General features: G+C 36.3%; 23 protein-coding genes. 5 read left to right on the top strand and 18 right to left on the bottom strand.

Annotation, left to right across the window (positions count from 1 at the left end; translation table 11 throughout):
* Positions 1–10: 10 nt before the first annotated feature.
* From ABIL69_00395 to ABIL69_00380, 4 genes are all read right to left on the bottom strand, one after another.
* Entirely contained in the window at positions 11–1,069 is a 1,059-nt protein-coding gene (locus tag ABIL69_00395; GenBank protein ID MEO0122455.1) for a hypothetical protein, read from the bottom strand.
* Positions 996–1,778: a hypothetical protein gene (locus ABIL69_00390; protein ID MEO0122454.1), complete on the bottom strand. Its 783-nt coding sequence runs from the start codon at positions 1,776–1,778 to the stop codon at positions 996–998. The genes ABIL69_00395 and ABIL69_00390 overlap by 74 nt, the downstream gene beginning before the upstream one ends.
* Positions 1,779–1,893: 115 nt before the next feature.
* Entirely contained in the window at positions 1,894–2,415 is a 522-nt protein-coding gene (locus ABIL69_00385; protein MEO0122453.1) for a hypothetical protein, read from the bottom strand.
* A 5-nt stretch (positions 2,416–2,420) separates the two neighbouring features.
* The gene (locus ABIL69_00380) at positions 2,421–2,732 is read right to left on the bottom strand and encodes an ArsR family transcriptional regulator (GenBank protein ID MEO0122452.1); all 312 of its coding nucleotides are present in this window, start codon (positions 2,730–2,732) and stop codon (positions 2,421–2,423) included.
* 149 nt (positions 2,733–2,881) lie between these two features.
* On the opposite strand from ABIL69_00380, the gene ABIL69_00375 reads away from it, so the two are divergent.
* Genes ABIL69_00375 through ABIL69_00360 form a run of 4 tightly spaced genes read left to right on the top strand, consistent with a single transcriptional unit; the run spans position 2,882 to position 5,769 of the window.
* Positions 2,882–3,442, top strand: a complete 561-nt coding sequence (locus ABIL69_00375; protein ID MEO0122451.1) for a DUF2284 domain-containing protein — start codon at positions 2,882–2,884, stop codon at positions 3,440–3,442.
* 48 nt (positions 3,443–3,490) lie between these two features.
* Complete coding sequence (locus ABIL69_00370; GenBank protein ID MEO0122450.1) at positions 3,491–5,026, top strand: DNA methyltransferase; 1,536 nt, start codon at positions 3,491–3,493, stop codon at positions 5,024–5,026.
* A 7-nt stretch (positions 5,027–5,033) separates the two neighbouring features.
* Positions 5,034–5,216, top strand: coding sequence for a hypothetical protein (locus ABIL69_00365; GenBank protein ID MEO0122449.1), 183 nt, complete (start codon positions 5,034–5,036; stop codon positions 5,214–5,216).
* Positions 5,206–5,769 (top strand): hypothetical protein, encoded by a 564-nt coding sequence (locus tag ABIL69_00360; GenBank protein ID MEO0122448.1) that lies wholly within the window; start codon positions 5,206–5,208, stop codon positions 5,767–5,769. Before ABIL69_00365 ends, ABIL69_00360 begins: the two co-directional genes overlap by 11 nt.
* A 146-nt stretch (positions 5,770–5,915) precedes the next feature.
* On the opposite strand, the gene ABIL69_00355 is transcribed toward ABIL69_00360, so the two are convergent.
* From ABIL69_00355 to ABIL69_00325, 7 genes are all read right to left on the bottom strand, one after another.
* On the bottom strand, positions 5,916–6,365 hold the full coding sequence (locus tag ABIL69_00355) for a DUF2703 domain-containing protein (GenBank protein MEO0122447.1): 450 nt from the start codon (positions 6,363–6,365) through the stop codon (positions 5,916–5,918).
* A 92-nt stretch (positions 6,366–6,457) separates the two neighbouring features.
* A complete protein-coding gene (queD, locus tag ABIL69_00350; protein ID MEO0122446.1) occupies positions 6,458–6,814 on the bottom strand; it encodes a 6-carboxytetrahydropterin synthase QueD in 357 nt (118 codons plus the stop codon).
* Between the two features lie 17 nt (positions 6,815–6,831).
* Positions 6,832–7,500: a hypothetical protein gene (locus tag ABIL69_00345; GenBank protein ID MEO0122445.1), complete on the bottom strand. Its 669-nt coding sequence runs from the start codon at positions 7,498–7,500 to the stop codon at positions 6,832–6,834.
* Positions 7,488–8,315, bottom strand: coding sequence for a site-specific DNA-methyltransferase (locus tag ABIL69_00340; protein MEO0122444.1), 828 nt, complete (start codon positions 8,313–8,315; stop codon positions 7,488–7,490). The genes ABIL69_00345 and ABIL69_00340 overlap by 13 nt, the downstream gene beginning before the upstream one ends.
* A 51-nt stretch (positions 8,316–8,366) precedes the next feature.
* Positions 8,367–8,648: a hypothetical protein gene (locus tag ABIL69_00335; protein ID MEO0122443.1), complete on the bottom strand. Its 282-nt coding sequence runs from the start codon at positions 8,646–8,648 to the stop codon at positions 8,367–8,369.
* Positions 8,649–8,839: 191 nt separating this feature from the next.
* Positions 8,840–9,043 (bottom strand): nucleotidyl transferase AbiEii/AbiGii toxin family protein, encoded by a 204-nt coding sequence (locus ABIL69_00330; protein MEO0122442.1) that lies wholly within the window; start codon positions 9,041–9,043, stop codon positions 8,840–8,842.
* A 75-nt stretch (positions 9,044–9,118) separates the two neighbouring features.
* On the bottom strand, positions 9,119–9,292 hold the full coding sequence (locus ABIL69_00325) for a hypothetical protein (GenBank protein MEO0122441.1): 174 nt from the start codon (positions 9,290–9,292) through the stop codon (positions 9,119–9,121).
* Between the two features lie 271 nt (positions 9,293–9,563).
* Here ABIL69_00325 and ABIL69_00320 point away from each other — a divergent pair, with 271 nt between their 5' ends.
* Entirely contained in the window at positions 9,564–11,504 is a 1,941-nt protein-coding gene (locus ABIL69_00320) for a prolyl oligopeptidase family serine peptidase (GenBank protein MEO0122440.1), read from the top strand.
* 53 nt (positions 11,505–11,557) lie between these two features.
* On the opposite strand, the gene ABIL69_00315 is transcribed toward ABIL69_00320, so the two are convergent.
* The 7 genes from ABIL69_00315 to ABIL69_00285 all read right to left on the bottom strand — a co-directional run bounded on the left by ABIL69_00315 (position 11,558) and on the right by ABIL69_00285 (position 19,279).
* The gene (locus tag ABIL69_00315) at positions 11,558–12,079 is read right to left on the bottom strand and encodes a DUF4416 family protein (protein MEO0122439.1); all 522 of its coding nucleotides are present in this window, start codon (positions 12,077–12,079) and stop codon (positions 11,558–11,560) included.
* 82 nt (positions 12,080–12,161) lie between these two features.
* On the bottom strand, positions 12,162–12,806 hold the full coding sequence (locus ABIL69_00310; protein ID MEO0122438.1) for a hypothetical protein: 645 nt from the start codon (positions 12,804–12,806) through the stop codon (positions 12,162–12,164).
* 70 nt (positions 12,807–12,876) lie between these two features.
* Positions 12,877–13,494 (bottom strand): SMC-Scp complex subunit ScpB, encoded by a 618-nt coding sequence (scpB, locus tag ABIL69_00305; protein MEO0122437.1) that lies wholly within the window; start codon positions 13,492–13,494, stop codon positions 12,877–12,879.
* Positions 13,478–14,647 carry a glycosyltransferase family 4 protein gene (locus ABIL69_00300; protein MEO0122436.1) on the bottom strand — a complete coding sequence of 390 codons (1,170 nt, stop codon included), beginning with the start codon at positions 14,645–14,647 and terminating at the stop codon, positions 13,478–13,480. Before ABIL69_00300 ends, scpB begins: the two co-directional genes overlap by 17 nt.
* 66 nt (positions 14,648–14,713) lie before the next feature.
* On the bottom strand, positions 14,714–15,388 hold the full coding sequence (locus ABIL69_00295; GenBank protein ID MEO0122435.1) for a glycosyltransferase family 2 protein: 675 nt from the start codon (positions 15,386–15,388) through the stop codon (positions 14,714–14,716).
* 58 nt (positions 15,389–15,446) lie between these two features.
* On the bottom strand, positions 15,447–16,040 hold the full coding sequence (locus ABIL69_00290) for a hypothetical protein (protein ID MEO0122434.1): 594 nt from the start codon (positions 16,038–16,040) through the stop codon (positions 15,447–15,449).
* A 92-nt stretch (positions 16,041–16,132) separates the two neighbouring features.
* Complete coding sequence (locus ABIL69_00285; GenBank protein ID MEO0122433.1) at positions 16,133–19,279, bottom strand: FG-GAP-like repeat-containing protein; 3,147 nt, start codon at positions 19,277–19,279, stop codon at positions 16,133–16,135.
* Positions 19,280–19,288: the final 9 nt, after the last annotated feature.

Below are 19,288 nucleotides of genomic sequence, written 5' to 3'. Positions count from 1 at the left end.
CCTGTTCAAATCAGAATGTCAACCGGATGTTCAGTAATCCACTATTTTTGGTATAATCAAAATCATTAATAGAAGAATAGTTATTAACGGATTCAATCCCAACAGATAATGCGATATTTCTTTCAATAATCTTTGTGTAATTGATACTTATTACAAATCCATTATCAGCCCTTGTCTGGTCATATGCCGGGAAGAAATCTTTTTTGTATAACATAAAAGAACCTGAAATTCTTGTATCTGCCCAAAGGCGATGCATGGCAATCTGTATTTCTTGCGTCTGATGAAGATTCTCATACTCAAAGAATGGGTCATCAGCATATTCCAATGCTATTGGAGATAAATGCTCTGCTTCTCCTGTGCGGTCATATTTCAAATAGGCACTCAATGAAAAATCACCAGTTAAGGGGAAAGAAAAATCAAAAACTAATGAATATAAAAATAACAGATTCTGGTTGATATACCGCATTCCCATTGCCCCATAGGGTGTGAAGAAGAAATAAGGCAGCGGAAACCTGATTCCGGTGCCCAATCTAACTTCAGTGTAGTCAATGATTGAATCCGAAAGAAAATATCGGTATCTGAATTTTATATCTGGAGCAAATAGGTATCGGTCTTTTATGTAATAGTTTAGTGAATCAGATAAACCAAAATCAAATAACTGATAAATTTTGAAAGAAACCGGAAAGAAACTGTAAATCTTTCCTGCAATAATATTCTTATTGCCAATTCCTTCAAAATCAATGGTCTTTTCTATTCTTAGATAATTTTCAATGATAAGATTCTCCGGGGTTAAGTTTATCAGCGAGAATGCACCGTCGTAATGAAAGCCCAAGTGATCTTTGAAATCATAAATAGGAGTGAGACTGAAAACAATACCCGGTTCTTTCAGACTGAGCATATTGATATTATCGGTAGCAGATATATTAAATGACAGCGCCCCTGCACCATAAACAACAAAAGGGAGGAGCAGAAATACTCCTCCCCTTGTGCATGACCTACTTATTCTTTCGGCCATGTTCTTTATTATGCTCACCACAGCAAGATTCTTTACCGGTCCGGTGCTGTTCACATTCACCCTTGCCGCACCATTCAGGGAAGCCTTCGCGGTTTCTCAATTGTATTTCCTGCCTGGTCCTTAAGTTTCTCATTTCGCGGGCGATTATCATCTTCTGTCCGTCAACATCTGCTTCGGAACCGCGCAGTTCAATCTCATCGCCGATTCTTAAACGATTCTGGAGATACCATTCTGGTGCAAACCTCAACTGGATTGTCTCGCCATTCTGTAACTTTGCCTGGGCAACCATCATATTTGTCTCTTTTTCAGCATATAGTTCATCAATCTTACATTTGAGCGATTTCTCGGTTGCGGGATTGTAAAAATGGTTGCGTAGTCTAACCCTTTCCCTTATCCACAGAGGTTCACCGTTCTCGTCCCTTATCCGATAGCGAACATTATTCCTGACCATATCCTGCACCATAAATTGATTCTGCTCTTTGTACTTGCCCTTAAGAACTACTTCATCACCCGGATTCAAATCCGTATCAAACATCCAGACAGGACCGAGATGGGCATTCACCATCTCCTGGTTCTGAACCTGTTTCTCGTCACTCTGATTTCTTAATCGCACCTGAATCCTGAGCATATAGGTATTGGTCTCAGGGTCTTTTACTTCCTCACTCTTAACAACCTCGCCGGTTATCTCGGTCGTTTCTGCGGCAAAAAGTGCCCCGCATAAACCGAGTAAGAGCAAGCTGATTAGAAAGATCTGCCTTTTCATTTTGCCTCCTTTCACACCCTTATAATATGCAAATCCCGTGCCTGATAAAGTGATGAAATTTCATGCGGTTTTCTCTCAATAATTCGTCAATTATGTCAATTCGACAAAATTGTCGTTAAAGACCACCTAGGCGGTAACCGAGATGTGCGCCGATGAGGGCTACCGCAAATCCCACTAAAATAATAATGAAACTTTTTCGCCACAACTTTAACAGATATTTCGCATTTCCCCAGCGGAACTTATTTTTTTCTTTTTCAGGTACCCCTTGGGTAATGGGTGAATCCGCGGAAGTAAAGGCAAAAATAGTATCGTGCAAGAATATAACTGCACCATAAAACATTATTAAAATTCCAATAATTATAATTATATACCCGGTTATTGAATAAAATATCTTTTGGCTATCACCAGTTTTCACAACAGGCAGGATATCAGATATTGTTAAGTACAAACAAAAAATGATTAATACACCAACCCCTATAACCCATACTACAAGGCGAATCTTGCTAATACTGATATATTGCCACAGAGACTTCTTTTCTTTTTCTCTAAATTTCAAAAAATTTGCCAGGTCAAACAATGCAAAGAGCGCAACCGCACCGGCAATCACCCCAAAAATCTCACTTGCGATATTTTTCATACAAATTAATATTCCTTGGTTTTTATTCTCTTAACCATTTCTTCAAGGTCTGCCATCACCAAAAGAATCGCATCTTCCTTGATCCAATAAATCCTTTCTCTGAACTTAACATCATACCTGACCAGATCTAACTGGCGTAGCGATTTCAAAACATGAGATACTGTGGAAATATGTAATCCCAAAATTTCACCAAGTTCTATCATTGTTTTCGCACCCTTCTTAAGAATATGTAGTATTTCATAGGCAGTAGGATTAGCCAGAACCCTGCAAATTCTTGAGGCCATGTATCTTATTTCTGGAATTTTCTTTTTTCGCACGACCTATTATATCCAATTTTCACATTTGGTCAATTGACCAAATGTGAAAATGAGAAATGAATTTAATGGACTATATGCATAGCGATATTGACATAACTCTGGATTTCCATAATATTAAAAAGTAGAGGTTGTAATCAGAAGGAGAAAAAATGGCTAATACTATAAGAAAAAGCATAAAATTGAAAGGCAAAGAAGGATATGTTTCTCGGGCAAATAAACTTGGTATTCCCAATGCTCAGATAATTGATACCAAGACCATCGTCGTTGCCAACTGGGTGAGACTGAAATGTCAGTATGGTTGTAGTGGATATAATAAATATCTGACCTGCCCGCCATTTTCACCAACACCGGAATATACAAAGAAGGTCATCAGTGAATATAAAACTGCTCTCCTCTTACAGATTGATAAGATTCCGCCTGAGAAAGAAGACCAGATCTGGCAAAAGTTTAAGCGTGCAATTGTAAAATTAGAAAGGGAGATATTTCTGGATGGTTATTACAAAGCCTTTGGATTATCCACGGGTCCCTGCCATTTCTGTAAAAAGTGTGATACTACAAAAAGGTGCGTAAATCCTGATTTTGCCCGCCCTTCAATGGAAGCCTGCGGAATAGATGTCTTTCAGACCGTCCGCAATAATGGCTGGCAACTTGATGTCGTCAAAACACGAAAATCTTTTTGCTCTTATGTAGGATTGATACTGATTGAATAAAAATTTGGCTTGACTTTATTGCCCACTAAAATATAATTACTAAGTATTATGGCATCAAAAGAGCAGAACCTTGAGCAAGCAATTTTATTGGAAAAAGAAAAAGGGACACCGGATATTGAAATTGGACGAAAGTTCGGTGTGACTTATAAATATATTGAAAAGGTTATAACCAAAGCTAAAGGTATAAATGTAAGTGGGTTTAAAGATTTAAAAAAGATAAAAATATTACATCCTAAAGACTTTATAGAAGAGCAAACGACTGTCTGGAGCTTTAAACAAAGGGGAAATTGGGCAACGCATAGTGGTGAATACCGTGGCAATTGGTCACCTTATATACCAAGGAATGTAATTCTAAAATATTCAAAACCTGGCGAGATTGTATTAGATTATTTTTGCGGTGCGGGCACAACCGCTGTTGAGAGTAAACTATTAGGAAGGCGATGTATAGCTTTGGACATAAACGAAAAAGCAATTGAATTGGCAAGGCGAAATTTAAACTTTTCAGTCACACCCTTGCAATTAAGATTAGTAGATAAAGATAATCAATACGAGATATATGAACCTGAAGTTATGGTTGGCGATGCCCGTAATTTATCCTTCCTTCAAAATAATTCAATAGATTTAATTTGCTCACATCCCCCATATGCAAACATTATTCAATATACCAATTCAAATGAAAGTGATCTGTCCCATCTTAATATTGATGACTTTCTTACCGAAATGAAAAAGGTTGCCGAAGAAAGTTTTCGGGTATTAAAGCCTGGTAGACAATGTGTAATACTTATTGGAGATATGCGGAAACACAAATATGTTGTGCCTTTGGGTTTCAAATTGATTGATGTATACTTAAAAGCTGGCTTCAAGCTTCGTGAACTTGTAATAAAACGCCAGCATAATTGTAAAACAACTGGATTCTGGTATACAAATAGCATAAAATATAATTTCTTACTCTTGGCACACGAATACCTTCCTATTTTTGAAAAACCATTCACTCCTATCACCATTAAAGAAGATGCCTTTGTTTATACTTCCTTAAAGCCTAAATTTGTTAAACCGGTGTTAAAGAAACAATTAAAAGAACTTGAAACAACCACCGTATGGATTTTCCCGCAGGATGATTTTGAAAAAAATCTGGATACAAATATAATTGAGCGTTATTGGACAAGCGATGGGTATGTAACGATTAGCCTTTCTGCTAATGGTGGTTCCTCTCAAAATTTGGCAAGAACGAAAAAGAAGTTGAGAAACAGTTTAGTTTATATTAAGGCCAAAATTCCACATATTGAATCATCTAATTGGGATACTGACAAATATCTTGAAGAGATAAAGAATATTGTAGAACGTGAACTCAATAGTTTAAATAAAGGTGGCATAATTGCCATATTAATTAATGATATACGAAAAGATAATTATTTATTGCCGCTCGGCAAGTTAATCACTGATATAATTAAATTTAACAATCTTTTACTTAAAGAAATTGTAATCGTAACCACAGAGAATCACAAAGTTGATTTGGATTATAAAGCAAATCAATTTTTGGAAATAACACATTATTATTTGTTAATTTATGAAAAGAAGAAATGAATTGTCTATGAACAATATACCCAAATCCGGATTATTTATAGTCCTTTATGACATTGATACATTGAAGTTATATCTGCAAAAAAGGATATATGGTTTTTTAATGCCACCAGTTTTTGGCCCTATAGTTCCAAAAGGTATACGCAATTTAAAAGAGCAGTCAAAGGATGGGTGGAGAAATAATGAACGATAACAATTTGTTTACACTTATGTCTTTCAAAAAGAAAGGACAAAAAGCAACCCCTCTATTTGTTTCTAAAGTAAATGAAAAATTTATCATAGCTGTCTATCAGGGAAGCATAAGTAAATATGATATCCTTATAAAATATAGACAGAAAAATAAAAAAGGATGGTCAAATATCAGAACACCGAAACATATTCATTGGGCAGTTGATATTCTCATAAAAATGCATGCTGATCCTCAAAAGACAAAGGAATTTTTAGATTTTCTGTTAAAAGTATGGGACGAAATTGAACCAATAAAGTCTGAAGAGCAAAGAAGAAAAATCTTGAATATCGAATATTTGTTAAAAATCAATCAAGATGAGTTCAAAAAATATGAAGACTTAGGCCAAAAAGGTGAATATAGTATTAGGTTTCTTATTCTCCTTGCAAAATTATTAATGCTTCAAGAAAAAACTAATTTAGAAACGGCATATATGTTTAAAAAATTATTAGAGGCACTTAAAGCAGGCGAAGATATTTTTAAAATCGTTTCAATTGCAACACACACAGGTAAGAAATAAAAAAAGTAAAAATGAGTAGACAGAGGGCGAAATCTTTAAAAAGTCTATTCCTTACGAATACAAAAAACAGATAAGAATTACTGAATTGTAGTTTTTTCAAAGTTCTGGTATTCCGGTAATTACCAGAATTGCTTAAAAAAGTAATATCATCTCTCCCCACAGCAATTGTCTTTATTTAACATCCGGGCAGCAGCGATTAAGCCTGCCTTGACGATAATCTCTGAAGGGATTGTCTCATACTGCTGTTCATCAACTTCAAGTGTCCTGCATTCCACAGGACCACACACATCACAGCAAGGACTCTTACCTGTCTTTCCTGCAACAAGATCTTCAAGCGGGATGCCGTTAAATAATATCCTATTTGACCGCAATGGGTTTTTCTCAAATTCTGACTTTGAAAGTGAATCTTTTTCAAGCAAAACTTCAATCCCCATTGGTTTCAATGATTTTCTAAGAATATCAGCGGCCTTCTCTAATTCATTTTCTGTCTCTCCACAGCGCGGGCAGGTTTTACCATCGGTTAACAACCTTTCCCATCTAATGGTCAGCTGCTTCTTCTTTGCTGAGCCACAACATCCGTATTCACTTCTTCTCATAAACCTCCTTTATCATTGCTGTTAATCATGTATCCTAAATCAAATCTTTTCAAGGCTAAAGCCTCGCCCTACAATTTTTTAGAAATTTGGTTTTATTCCATATATGTCACTGAATTTTCAAGCCCTTCCCAGACCGTAACAGATTTTATGTTTCTTATTTTCTTTTTCATTTCGTTATAAATATAGACTGCAATCCATTCGGCAGTGGCATTATGTTTTCTGAAGAATGCCAAATTGTTTAAGTTTTTGTGGTCAAGTTTTGAAAGAATTTTTTTGAGTAAATTTTTCACCCTTCTAAAATCCATTGCCATTCCTAACTTATCCAGTTTCTCAACTTCAACCTTCACCTCTATTTTATAAGTATGTCCATGCACACCCGCACAATCACCTTTATAGCCTTTGACGCGATGCGCTGCCGAAAAATTCCCTTGAACCGATATTTCAAACATGATTATTTCTTTTTATTTTAAAATTCCATAAAGTAAATCAATTCTTCATCTAATTTTTCCAAGTCAAGTAAAACTTTTTCTCTTCTTGGCGAACCATCGGCATTACGAAAATCCCTTTGGAAAGAACCACATTTTATGAGAACATTGTCATCAATCTTTATAAAAGAAATTTGTTTTAATCGAAATTCTACCTTTCTTAAGCGTGACCAGGCACCTCTTTTTATCCTCTCTAATTCGTATTTTGACTTTCCACCTTTGAGTTTTTCATGCCACCTCTGAAAACTACGAAATTCATCATTGTATTCTACATAACCCATTGCCAAAATTAAACCGACACATCCGAAATCTCGTATTGCATTCGCTATGGCTTGCCTGTCGTTTACAATAATTTGATGACTGCTTGTGTTTATTGCATGAGATTTAAAATCCCACGGTATTTCTTTAAAGCCATCAAATTCCACATTGCCATATTTTGGACCTGGTATTTTTACGATATTTTTTAGTAACTTTTCACATAAAAACTGAAAGTACCACCCAATCCATTCCATTTGCCTCCATTGATTAAATCCTGACTCTTTCATTTCAAGAATAGATTTTCTTCCATTCCAAATAGTTGGAATATTACGCATGTTTTTGGATATTTCTTTTGCCAAGTTGAAAAAATTGGCGTGATTCATTTCTTCCACCAGGTTAACAACATCTTATCCTGCTGCAACCCGTTTTTATTTAAATAATAATCAAGGAGGTGTTCAAAAACAATCTTACCATTTGGATTTAAATCCCCCAGCAAAAAATTCCTGCCCATAAAATAGGCAACCACACCCAACATTCCACTTCCACATAAAGGGTCAAAAATTAAATCATTTTTATTTGAAAAATGTTCTATTAAACATTGAAGTAGTTTAAACGGTAATCTTGTTGGATATTTAGGCATTCTCACTTTATAATCCCTTTTGAAATTTAATGTTGTCAAATTTGGTTCACCCTTTAAACAATGACTAGTATTGCATCTCTTATGGAATGTCCATTGTTCACCTTTGGTAACCCAGTAAATCTCATAGACATTATGTGACATTTTCTTTCTACAAACCGGTGCAAAGTTATATGTCCAATACATCTTCCCTCTCAATGTCAATCCTTTGAATCTAATAATCCGATCGTGGATGATATTGCTATTATTCCATCCTGAAAAGACCAGAGCCTGGCCATTTTCTTTTAAATTTCTCTCAATGCATTCCAATAATTGCTGAATTTTTTCACCATACTCAGAAACACTCCATTCTACATATCCATCAACCACATTCTTAACATTTCTATGGTAATTTGTATTCTTCCCATTGAACTTTATGCCAAAAGGTGGGTCGGTAATTATTAGGTCCGCGTTAACACCAGACCATTCATTCATATCTTTAATGATAAATTTCGTCAGCAAGTCTGATATTACCCTTTGATTATCCTTCCCTTGCGCATTCACTCTTATATTCTCCAATAAATACTGCATAACTTTAATATTTTATTCCATAAACAAATAAAGTCAAGGGAGCTATGTTTTTTAGGCAATGGATTGATACAACATTATTTTTTTTCTTATCCTTGCCATTAACATTTTTATCTTTTCGTAATAGAATTCGCGCAGCTCTTCTATGGTTACGGGTTTAATCATTTTTGGTAATTTCTGAATTTTATCTATATTTTTTAAAGAAGCGGCAAGCCAATATTCATCCATTCCAATATGTTTCTTTCGGGCATTTTTGTATATCTCTTCAAATGGCATAAATTCTTTTGAAAGAAAATATATATCTACGAAATCTTTTTCTGCTGATCGGTCAAACAATGCAGAGAGCTTATTACAGGCAATATCAAGTTCATTATCAATTAAAATGCTATACTCTTTATTTCTTTTGATTTTTCTTAGATGAAATGGCGTATCCTTTGCAAAATATACTTTGATTGTTTCATCGCCTCGCTTGAAAAAAGATTCAAGAAAGGTAGAAAACTCTTTTTTGATTTCAAGATTTGCTTTTGTTACATTAGCAATTTTTTTAATATCGGCACAACTTTTATTACTTCGCCTTCTATTTCAGTAAAAAAATCCATATCCTCTGAATATCTATGGAAAAGATAAAATGCGGACAGGGCAGTACCCCCGGTCAAGAAAAAATTTTCTACGAGTTTTGTTTTTGAAAATGCTCTTATAAAATCCTGTTGTAAAGGTGTTAAGATCTCCATTTTATAGCTTTAAATACCATTGCCAGAAGTTCCTTATAAAACTAGGAACACCAATTATTCTTGGCAGATATTTCTTTATAATCTTAAAATCAATATTTTTAAATCCTTTGCTGTGCCATTTGAAAGAACACGGGCAAGATACCACTTAAAGAATTTCTCGGTCTTATATTCTTCTTCAGACCAATCATAATCCCAGATTAGATTTTCGTTCACCGGAATGCCATATAATGTCTTTTTGCGTCTTTTCATATCATTGTAATATCATAAAATATTAAAGAAATCAAGAGTCAACAGTTCTGAGTCCTCTCCACTGCTATAATTTATGATAATTGTAGTGGCAGACCTTGGTCTGCATATATTTAAAAAGCCGAGTAAACTCGGCCACTACATTAATAATCAATTTACAGCTTAAGAACTAAAAATAATTTGAACAAAGATATTATCAAAAACTGGATGAAATAGGTCATATAAAGTAACACTGCCCATATTGACCCATTAGGATATTTCATTATAATTGTTTATGCTAAGAAACAAAGTATTTATTACTCTAAATTTAATAATACTTGCATTTTTATCCGCAGGTGAAATTGTTAAATATAAAAAAGGAAATCTTGTCATTGAAAACATCCCGGAAATACCAACAAGTTTGATTAAAAAACTAAATTCATATCAGGATGTCCGTTATGCCTATTTTCTTGACTGGCTACCTGATGACAAGGGAATCTTAATCGCTACCCGATTTGCGGATGTGAATCAAATCCACCAGGTTGAATTTCCGGGCGGGATGCGCCGTCAATTAACATTCTTTGATGAACCAGTTGGTGGCGGCAGGGTCTGTCCGGATTATTCTAAACCCTATTTTCTTTTCAGCAAGGATTCTGCAGGGAATGAAGTTGACCAGATTTTTAAATATAATTATCGCACTGGTGAATATGAAATGCTAACCGATGGGAAATCCAAATATGGCTATTATCTATGGTCAAGAAAGGGTGATAGATTCGCCTTTACAAGCACAAAAAGGAATAATAAAGATTTTGATATATATCTCGGCGATTTGAGTGGGGAAAAAAGTCATAGGTTAATCTTAAAAGTTGAAGGTGATTGGAGCCCGGTTGATTGGTCTTTTGATGATACAAAATTACTACTCCATAAATATATCTCAGCAAATGAATCTCAACTCTTTATACTTGATATAAAGACCAGTGCATTAACAGAAATCAACCCGATAGATAAAAAAGTATCATATGACATAGCGCGCTGGGCAAAAGGCGATAAAGGAATCTTCTATATCTCGGATGAGTTTGGAGAATTCAACCAGCTCATTTATTATGATATAACAAGTGGAGCAAAGGAAATCTTAACCAAGAGTATTCCCTGGGATATTGTTACCTTTGATCTATCACCCAATGGCGATACCATTGCCTTTGTCAGCAATGAAAATGGGATTGCGAAATTATATATCCTTGAAATCCCCACAAGAAAAATCAATCTTATTAATCTACCTATTGGCTGGATTGGGGGAATAAAATTTAAACCTGACGGCAAAAGTCTGGCATTGACTTTAATTACCTATCGGGCACCGAGTGATGTCTATACCCTTGAGTTCAAAAACAGAAGATTGCTCCGCTGGACATATTCGGAGATTGCGGGGCTTGATACAACCCGCTTTGTCCCACCAGAATTGATTTCTTACGAAACATTTGATAGTGTTGATGGCAAACCAAGAATGATTCCTGCCTATGTTTATAAACCAAGAAAATCAGGACCCTATCCTGTGATAATTGATTTACATGGTGGACCTTCAGGGCAGTATACTCCTTTATTCTCACCAATGGTTCAGTATTATGTGAATGAACTCGGCTGTGCAGTGGTCTGCCCGAATTTCCGTGGTTCAAGTGGTTATGGCAAGACCTTTTTGACCCTTGATGATGGCTATAAACGCGAAGATGCAGTAAAGGATATCGGCAAATTGCTGGAATGGATCAGAAAACAATCTGAATTTGATTCAAAACGGATTGCAGTAATCGGCGGGTCTTATGGTGGCTATATGGTCCTTGCCTGTATGGTCCATTATTCTGATTTGTTGAAATGCGGGATTGACTTTTGTGGTATAAGCAATTTTGTCACTTTTTTAAAGAATACTGCAGATTATCGCAAGGATATAAGAAGGACTGAATACGGAGATGAGCGCGACCCGAAGATGCAGGAATTTTTGATAAATATCTCGCCGCTCACCAATAGCCATAAAATAAAAAAGCCATTATTTGTGGTCCAGGGGCTAAATGACCCGAGGGTACCGGTGAGTGAGGCACGCCAGATTGTGGAAGCGGTGAGAAAGAATAAGGTTGATGTCTGGTTTTTGCTTGCGGAAGACGAAGGGCACGGCTTCAGCAAAAAACCAAATCGCGATTATTATCAGCAGGCAGTGGTTTTGTTTCTTGAAAAGTATTTGTTGAAGTAAATCTATCTAAAAATCCGCGGATTCGCAGGAACTCTATAGTTTCAAAAGATTATTTAATAAGTTCTTTTCAGTACCATCCTGCATTCATCAAAGAATTTTAATGCCTTTTCTTCCCGATAATCGGGATAGGTCCATTCCAATGGACGGAATTGATGGTCTTTATAAATAAGGGTGACTTCTGCATATATCCCTTTGCCAAGATATATTCTATGTGAATAATTCTTTGTTGAGGCGAGGATGATATTGCTCAAAGAAATCAAACCCGGGTCAATGTTAATCATCCTTCCGCCATTTCCGCTCAAAAATTTGTTTTCAATCTCATTTGATTTATGCTTCAAATCTACCAGTAAATCAGGATAAATGAGTTTCTCAAATAAAATCCATTGTCTTAGAAGATTTTCACCCATCTCTTTGTTGTAGTATGTAGTATGAATAAAAGGGATGACTTCTGATTTTTTAATCACCTTACCGAGCAATTCATTAAAATGTTCCAGTGCTGAGTCAGGATTGAATTCTTTAATGAATATCAGTCCAGCAAAGGATAAGACTTTATGAGGTTCATGAATTTCCGCCATTGTTATTTTAAATCCCCCTGTATCCCACTTTTAAAAAGGGGGAATTAATGAAATTTTGTAACATCCTTCTGAATATAACATATTAAGTCTTTCCACTGCATACCTTTACGCAAACACCACAGATATACTGACCTATCCCTGGCATTCGGGAAAATTCTTTTAATTTTGCCAGACATTTTTGTAAATCGACACCCTGCTCACCAATCGCACTTGCCGGACAGGCAATTATACATTTTTTACAATTCCCGCAATCACCGTTGAGCTTTTTTTCAGGCTCAAATTCCATATCGGTAAGAACAGAAATATACCTGACCCTTGCCCCATATTCGGGATTGACAACAAGTCCGCTCCTGCCGATATAACCAAGTCCGCATTCAACCGCCAGAACCTTATGGGAAATATGCCCTTTCTGATTCTGCCAGTCCACGGTCTGGGATGCCGGGATAGCAATCGCCTTTGCCCCTTTTTCTTCAATGAATTGAACAAGATGATACGCAGTCTGGTCTAAAAGCCAGTTTACTGTTTTATAATGTTGTTTGTAAATCAAGGTCGGATGATTTTCAATTGTTTTCAAAACTTCATCTGAGATTGGATAACCAAATACAATTACCCTTGGATATTTATAGTTTATCTCAAGTATCACAAGAGCTTCTGGGACATTGCCAAACCCAATGATTTTTACACCGAATTTATTTAAAAATTCCTTAATCTCTTGCTTTATTGACATTGATTATAAAAATTTGGATTAATAATGAAGAATCGCGGCTGGAAGCCGCTCCTACAGAGTGTACTTTCTTTCAATTTTCATCCTCAGTAAGATCTTTGAATTCTTCTTCTATTTCCTTATCAATTTTTTCTTGTTTCTCTTCAATGACCGTTTCCTGGGTAGGCTGGGAACTCGGTGGTGTTTCAATCGCGGGTTCGGCAAAATCTTCTTCCCTGGGCAACTCGCTCAAATCCCGAATTCCAAAGTGTCTTAAAAATTCATTAGTCGTTACATATTTTATAGGTCTGCCTGGCGTAGGTAATCTCCCACTGGTTTTAATCAAACCTTTTTCCATTAGACTTTCAAGGATATAAGAACAATCAACACCCCTTGCCTTTTCCACTTCTGCACGGGTAATCGGCTGGTGATAGGCGATTATTGCCAGGGTTTCAAGTGCTGCCTTTGAAAGTTTCTCTTTCTTTTGTTTTAGTTTACTAACATAATCTGCATATTCAGGTAAGGTGTAAATCTGATAACCACCCGCTACTTCTTTAATCTCAAATGCCCTGCCCGTCTGTTTATATTCTTCGTTTAATATCTCAAGGCTCTTTTTAACCTCTTCCTCAGGGCAATTAATAATGCCGGCAATCCGCTCTAAACTGAGCGGGGTATCGGTTGCAATTAACAGGGCTTCAATAATTTGCTTCATATAGTTCAATCAATTTAGATACTATTTTATCCCAATTAAACCTTTCGTCAATATCTTTCTTTGCATTCTCACCAAGCTTTCTGCAGAGTTCCTTATTTCGGGCAAGTTCTTTTATTGCCTTAGCAAGTTCATTCGGGTCATTATCTTTAACAAGTATGCCATTATGCCCATGTATCACCACATCGGTAATACCGCCAACATTTGAGGCAATCACCGGTTTGGAATAACCCATTGCCTCAATCATTACAACACCAAGCCCTTCGGTATCACCGTGTTTGTCATATATCGCAGGCAGAACAAAGAAACTACAGGTCCTATAGTAATTATGCAGCTCTTCCTTAGAGACCCAACCCGTAAATTTAATTCTGTCACTTAACCCATAATCTAAACTCATCTTCTCCCAGTTTTTTCTTTCTGGCCCATCACCGACGATTATTAAGTTGTGCGGAATTTCTTTGTGAATGAGTTTGAACGCCTCAATCAATATATGAACACCCTTCCTCTCCACATGCCTTCCCACAAATAGAATAAAATTTTCATCAGAGACAGCGACGGATGACGACTCAACCGTAATACTGAATGGTATGATTGGAATCTCCTTTTTCACAATTCCTTTTAATTCACCTGCGGTATGATTTGATATCGCGGTGATAACATCAGCACGATTTACAAAAAAAGCGAACGGTTTGACTAAAAATGGAAACTTCTTTTTCAACCAACGAATTTCAAGCCCATAGAATGTAGCAAACACCTTGCATCTTGATAGCACCTTAGCACAGACACCAAATAATATATGGGGAAAGGGCCAGTTAATATGGACAATATCAAATTTTCTTGAGCGCACCAATCTTGCGATTGCAATTGTTCCGAAGATAACATAAAGAAAACTCAATAATATATTGAATCCGCCCTTACTAAATCTATCCACTGCAGTCTCTTCATGGGTCAATCTTTCGTATTTTTTTAGAAAATATCTAAATCTATAAACAGGCATTCCATTCCATACTTGATTTTTCAATCCTTTATAAGAAGATGTAAAAACTGATACCTCAATTCCTTTTTTGCGCAACCTTTCAATCAATTCAATCATCCAGGGGGTAATAACATCACCCTTATATCTGGGAAAAGCAGTAGCAACGAATAAAACCTTCATAAAAGATCGTTATTGGTTATGGGGCATAGTGTCCATACAAAATTCTACACTCAATAACCAAATCCATTATTTTTTTATCTTCCATTTCACAATATTCCATATCGCCTGAATACCGTCTTTCACACCGATTTTTTTACCTGCAGTCCTGCCATAATACGAAATCGGAATTTCGGTAATCTTGATACCCTTTCTTAATAATTTACAGGTAATTTCCGGCTCAATCTCAAATCGTGATGAAACAAGGTTCAAACTACGCATCAAATTTCTATCAATCATTTTATAACAGGTTTCCATATCAGTGATATGCCCTTTAAATAATAAATTGGTCAACAAGGTCAGCACACGATTAGCAAAATAACTCTTTTTTAAAAATTTACCTTTACCCAGAATCCTTGAACCATAGACAACTTTTGTTTTACCTCTGATAATGGGCTCAAGGAGTCTTGGATAATCGCTCGGTGAATATTCTAAGTCTGCATCCTGAATTATAACCACATCACCCGTTGCATTTTTTAATCCGGTCCTTATTGCCGAACCTTTGCCCATATTCTTCTCATGGAAAATAACCTTCGCATCGGTTATCTTCTTTAAGTAATTTCTCGTTCCATCGGTTGAATAATCATCAACAATTATGAGTTCCTTTTTAATATCAACCGCCTTAACTGCTTTTATCAATCTCTCAATATTATCAACTTCATTATAAACTGGAATAATTATTGAAAGAGTTATCTCTGATTCCACAAGTAAATTATAACAAAAAAAATATTAGTGTCAATTATAGAATATTAATTTATAGTAATCAGAATTTATAGTTTATTCCAATTTTACCCGGTTCTGCTTCTAACCCGAAACCGGGTTCTTCTTTGAATACAGCAACATTAATTACCGAAACTATGCGGTTTATTATCATAAATCCGGTCATAAATGTGGCACGCCGAAAATTTTCCCGTGCTGATTTCCTTTTTTCCCAATATAAATTCCTGTTTGTTAAGGTATTCCATTTCCATGCATCTTCACCAAAATATCCATGTTCTTTAATGTATTCCTGCTGTTTTACCGGGTCATTGGGATAAATCAAACTTGCATCCCTTTCAACAAGTAGATTATATTCATCAGAAGAAGCGAAATCTTCAAGATTATCAAAGTATTCATCATCCTGGCGCAAAGGATTTGCACCCGCATGTTCAAATGCAAAAATTTTTGAGGAAGATTCTATTTTATGACCAAAATAATTAAAAGAATAATATGAAACCCAGAATGAACCTTCTAAAATGAAGAATGTCCTTGCCTCATTCTTTTTCTGCAAAATCCATTCACCCCAGCCCGGCATTATTGCCGAGGCAAGAATAGGATTCATTCCCTGGAAAATCATTAGTGTTAAGCCTAAAATCAATTTGCCTCCTTTCACCCTCTCCTTCACCTCTCCCTTTCTCTCGATGTCGAATCTCGAGATGAGACACAAGGGAGAGGGTTAGGGTGAGGGTTTTACTTAAGTACTGCGAATTTTTTAAATTTCACTTCTTTTTTATTACTATTCTTCGCTTCAATGCGCAGAATATACACGCCATTGGATTGATTTTTAAAATCAAAATAACATTCGTTATATTCATTCGGCATTGTGTCATATAGTTTCATACCACCAATTCTATGCCCGGTAATATCCAAGATATCAACCTTCACTTCTGCATTCTGATAAAGATAGAAACGCACCGTGCCTTTGCCTTTTACCGGTGATGGATAAATATAGAAAGAACCAATGAGTTCTGATGAACTTGAAATTTCAAGATAATCTCCCTTATACACTCCCCAATTTTTATTTGAATTCATATAACCACACCAGGAAGCAGTTCTGCCTGGAAAGTCCCAGATATAGATCTTGCCAGAATCGCTACCACAGGCAAGTTCTAAATCACCATCAAAATCAATATCTGCTACAAACCCGGGCGAAGAAAATCCACCATCACCGAACAATGGTGAAAATGCAAATTCATGATTGCGATTATAAATAATCTTCAATTGTCCTGTACTCAGGCTATCTTTTGGTCCAAGACCGAAGACAATTTCTTCTCTACTGATTGTATCAAGTTCGGCAATAACGAGTGGATATAAAATATTCATATCTGTATTCAGCGGAAAGTTGTTTTCAATAGTCCCGTTACGATTGAAGACATAAAGGGTCTTGCTACTATTGGGTGAGATAATTTCAAGATAGCCATCCTTATCAATATCCGCGAGCGCCGGTGTATAATAAAAGACAGTATCAATCCAGGTTTCAAATTTCTGTTCTAAGGTATCTGCACCATAGATATAAAAAGTTCCATAGCCATTGACAATTGCTGCTTCGGGTTTACCATCGCGGTCTATATCACCCACCACCGGGGAGGAATATGTGAGCATATTATGCTGGGATTCAGTGTATTCCTTTACTATGCCGTCTTTATTTATAAGCCAGAATCTGCCGTCGGCACCAAGGACACCAATGGTTCTATTTGTTTCATCAAAAACACAGGGCGTGGAATATATCCAGGAATTGAGATAAATCGGGAAGTTTGCAATATTTGTTCCATCACTATTCAGACAATATAGTTTTCTATCCTCGGAACCAAATATTATTTCAAGTTTATTATCGCCATTTATATCAAACAATAAAGGCGCACCAAGAATTATGCCATCGGTCCTGAATGGAAAGTTTGTTAATGGTGTAAGAGTAATTCCATCCAAAACCCGTAAATTAAATCCTGAGCCAAATACAATATCTTCAGCACCGTCATTGTTTATATCACCGATTGCGGTAAATGTGGTGATTGTATCAACCATTGCTGAGCGATAAGGAGTGCCGTCATGGTTATAAACATAGATATGCCCGTAACGGGTTGTCGAAACTATTTCCATATCGCCATTACCATCAAGGTCGCCGTAATTTAAAGAATGAATGGATTTTCGTACCGGTAGAGAGACTGGAAATCCTTTTTGATAGATATCAAAATTAACCGACAAGCTCATCAAGGTATCAAGTTTTGAAAAGATTTCTATATTCAAAAGAGATTTCCCAAAATAACTATCAGAATTGGGATTGGTAAAAGGACCGAATCTGCGATTTGATTTGTTTGAATCATCAACAAAGAAGAAATCATACTTTGAGCCATAATATTCAAGTGTATCAACATATACCCAGGCATCAAAATGCTGTATCCCATCCGCCTCTTCTACATCAATTCCCTTATGCTTCGGGTCAATCTGAATTATATTATATCCATAATTTGCATATATCACATTGTCATCAATATGCCAGATTAATATCCCACTGCCCGGCAAGAAGAAATCGAACTCGCCATTATCAACATAAACCGGAATTCCATCCTCAACATCAATTATTATTGTGTCTTTTTGTTTAATATCCTGCTGACGGTTTTCAATCAAAAAGAATTCAGTTGGTGAAATGGGTATCTTTATCATTGTCTGGTTTGCAATACCAGATTGTGAAGTATCTGCCGCTGAGGCACGCAGGGTTAATAGGCTTTCGGGATGTGTTACTACAAATGGTTCAACCCAGACCGGGTCATAGGTATAGTGTCCAAAAAAGTATCTTGTCCAGGCACCCAAATTTACAGGGATAGAACCCTCAGGCACACCAGCATCCGGCATTCCAACCCAACCGCCAGTTCCCATCAAATCAAATGCACCAACACCATTTGACCAGCCCGTTATATCATACAAGTCAGGCAGACCGAGAATATGCCCAAATTCATGAACAGTGGTGCCGAGTGCACCAACCATATACCAATCAACCCTTGCCATTTCTGATAAACAACTTATCGGGCATTGAATTGTATCCGTTCCATTATTTGCAATAATATATGGCACACCAAGATAATATTCTAAGGCACCTGGTGGAATTGTTGCTGCTGGAATATCACGAAATCTATAAAAATTAATACTTGTTTGAAGAAGAGTCCCCGCATGAAAGACAATTATTGCATCATAGTCAGAAAAGTCTACGGTTTCATCCATATCCGCAGCAGCAATTGCATCGGCAACAATCCTTACCATGCCCATTTCCATTGCGTAGGTATTAAACCAGACGATTCCAGTCTTTGGGTCATAATGGTCATATCCGCTGTAGTATGCCATCTTATGAGGCAATTGATAACAATCCGTCGGACGGTCAGGTTTTACCGTATATGTTACATTGCAATGTCCAAATGAATTCGCTTTGTAGTAATTGTGCAAAAAATCCATCTGCCTTTCAAAATATTTTTTGGTATGGGGTGGATCATAAAAAAGACCATCCGATGGAGAACCAAATCCCTTGAGGTCCATTTTACCATTGCCCGTAGTTAGAGAATCATTATCTTCAACAAACTCTGCCCTCAAAACAAGTATGCGTAGATTTTGCATTCTTGTGCCTAATCTGGGACGGGGCAGACCAAACTCTTTAAAGAAATGTGTTGTCTTTAACATCTGGGGTGCTTTCGTTTCAACTCCTTTTGGACTGACAAGGTTAATCTTTATATTGGATTGTGGAAGTGGAGGTGGATTATAGTTTTTATTTCTCGTTATCACCACCTTCTCTGCCCCGCAGAGACTCAATAAAAATAAAATTGTAAGAATTGGACGCAAATTGACCTCCATAACCTTAAA

The sequence above is a fragment of the candidate division WOR-3 bacterium genome (assembly GCA_039802005.1).
In the GTDB taxonomy this organism is placed as follows: domain Bacteria; phylum Hydrothermota; class Tepidihabitantia; order SM23-42; family JAOAFX01; genus JAOAFX01.
Note: the sequence above shows the minus strand (reverse complement) of the source record. Positions and strands in the feature narration are given on the sequence as shown.

Bases quoted from the DNA above. Each gene is read 5' to 3' on its own strand.
- ABIL69_00390 (MEO0122454.1), bottom strand. From the start codon at position 1,778: ATGAAAAGGCAGATCTTTCTAATCAGCTTGCTCTTACTCGGTTTATGC.
- ABIL69_00385 (MEO0122453.1), bottom strand. From the start codon at position 2,415: ATGAAAAATATCGCAAGTGAGATTTTTGGGGTGATTGCCGGTGCGGTT.
- ABIL69_00375 (MEO0122451.1), top strand. From the start codon at position 2,882: ATGGCTAATACTATAAGAAAAAGCATAAAATTGAAAGGCAAAGAAGGA.
- ABIL69_00370 (MEO0122450.1), top strand. From the start codon at position 3,491: ATGGCATCAAAAGAGCAGAACCTTGAGCAAGCAATTTTATTGGAAAAA.
- ABIL69_00365 (MEO0122449.1), top strand. From the start codon at position 5,034: ATGAACAATATACCCAAATCCGGATTATTTATAGTCCTTTATGACATT.
- ABIL69_00360 (MEO0122448.1), top strand. From the start codon at position 5,206: ATGAACGATAACAATTTGTTTACACTTATGTCTTTCAAAAAGAAAGGA.
- ABIL69_00355 (MEO0122447.1), bottom strand. From the start codon at position 6,365: ATGAGAAGAAGTGAATACGGATGTTGTGGCTCAGCAAAGAAGAAGCAG.
- queD (MEO0122446.1), bottom strand. From the start codon at position 6,814: ATGTTTGAAATATCGGTTCAAGGGAATTTTTCGGCAGCGCATCGCGTC.
- ABIL69_00340 (MEO0122444.1), bottom strand. From the start codon at position 8,315: ATGCAGTATTTATTGGAGAATATAAGAGTGAATGCGCAAGGGAAGGAT.
- ABIL69_00330 (MEO0122442.1), bottom strand. From the start codon at position 9,043: ATGGAGATCTTAACACCTTTACAACAGGATTTTATAAGAGCATTTTCA.
- ABIL69_00325 (MEO0122441.1), bottom strand. From the start codon at position 9,292: ATGAAAAGACGCAAAAAGACATTATATGGCATTCCGGTGAACGAAAAT.
- ABIL69_00320 (MEO0122440.1), top strand. From the start codon at position 9,564: ATGCTAAGAAACAAAGTATTTATTACTCTAAATTTAATAATACTTGCA.
- ABIL69_00315 (MEO0122439.1), bottom strand. From the start codon at position 12,079: ATGGCGGAAATTCATGAACCTCATAAAGTCTTATCCTTTGCTGGACTG.
- ABIL69_00310 (MEO0122438.1), bottom strand. From the start codon at position 12,806: ATGTCAATAAAGCAAGAGATTAAGGAATTTTTAAATAAATTCGGTGTA.
- scpB (MEO0122437.1), bottom strand. From the start codon at position 13,494: ATGAAGCAAATTATTGAAGCCCTGTTAATTGCAACCGATACCCCGCTC.
- ABIL69_00300 (MEO0122436.1), bottom strand. From the start codon at position 14,647: ATGAAGGTTTTATTCGTTGCTACTGCTTTTCCCAGATATAAGGGTGAT.
- ABIL69_00285 (MEO0122433.1), bottom strand. From the start codon at position 19,279: ATGGAGGTCAATTTGCGTCCAATTCTTACAATTTTATTTTTATTGAGT.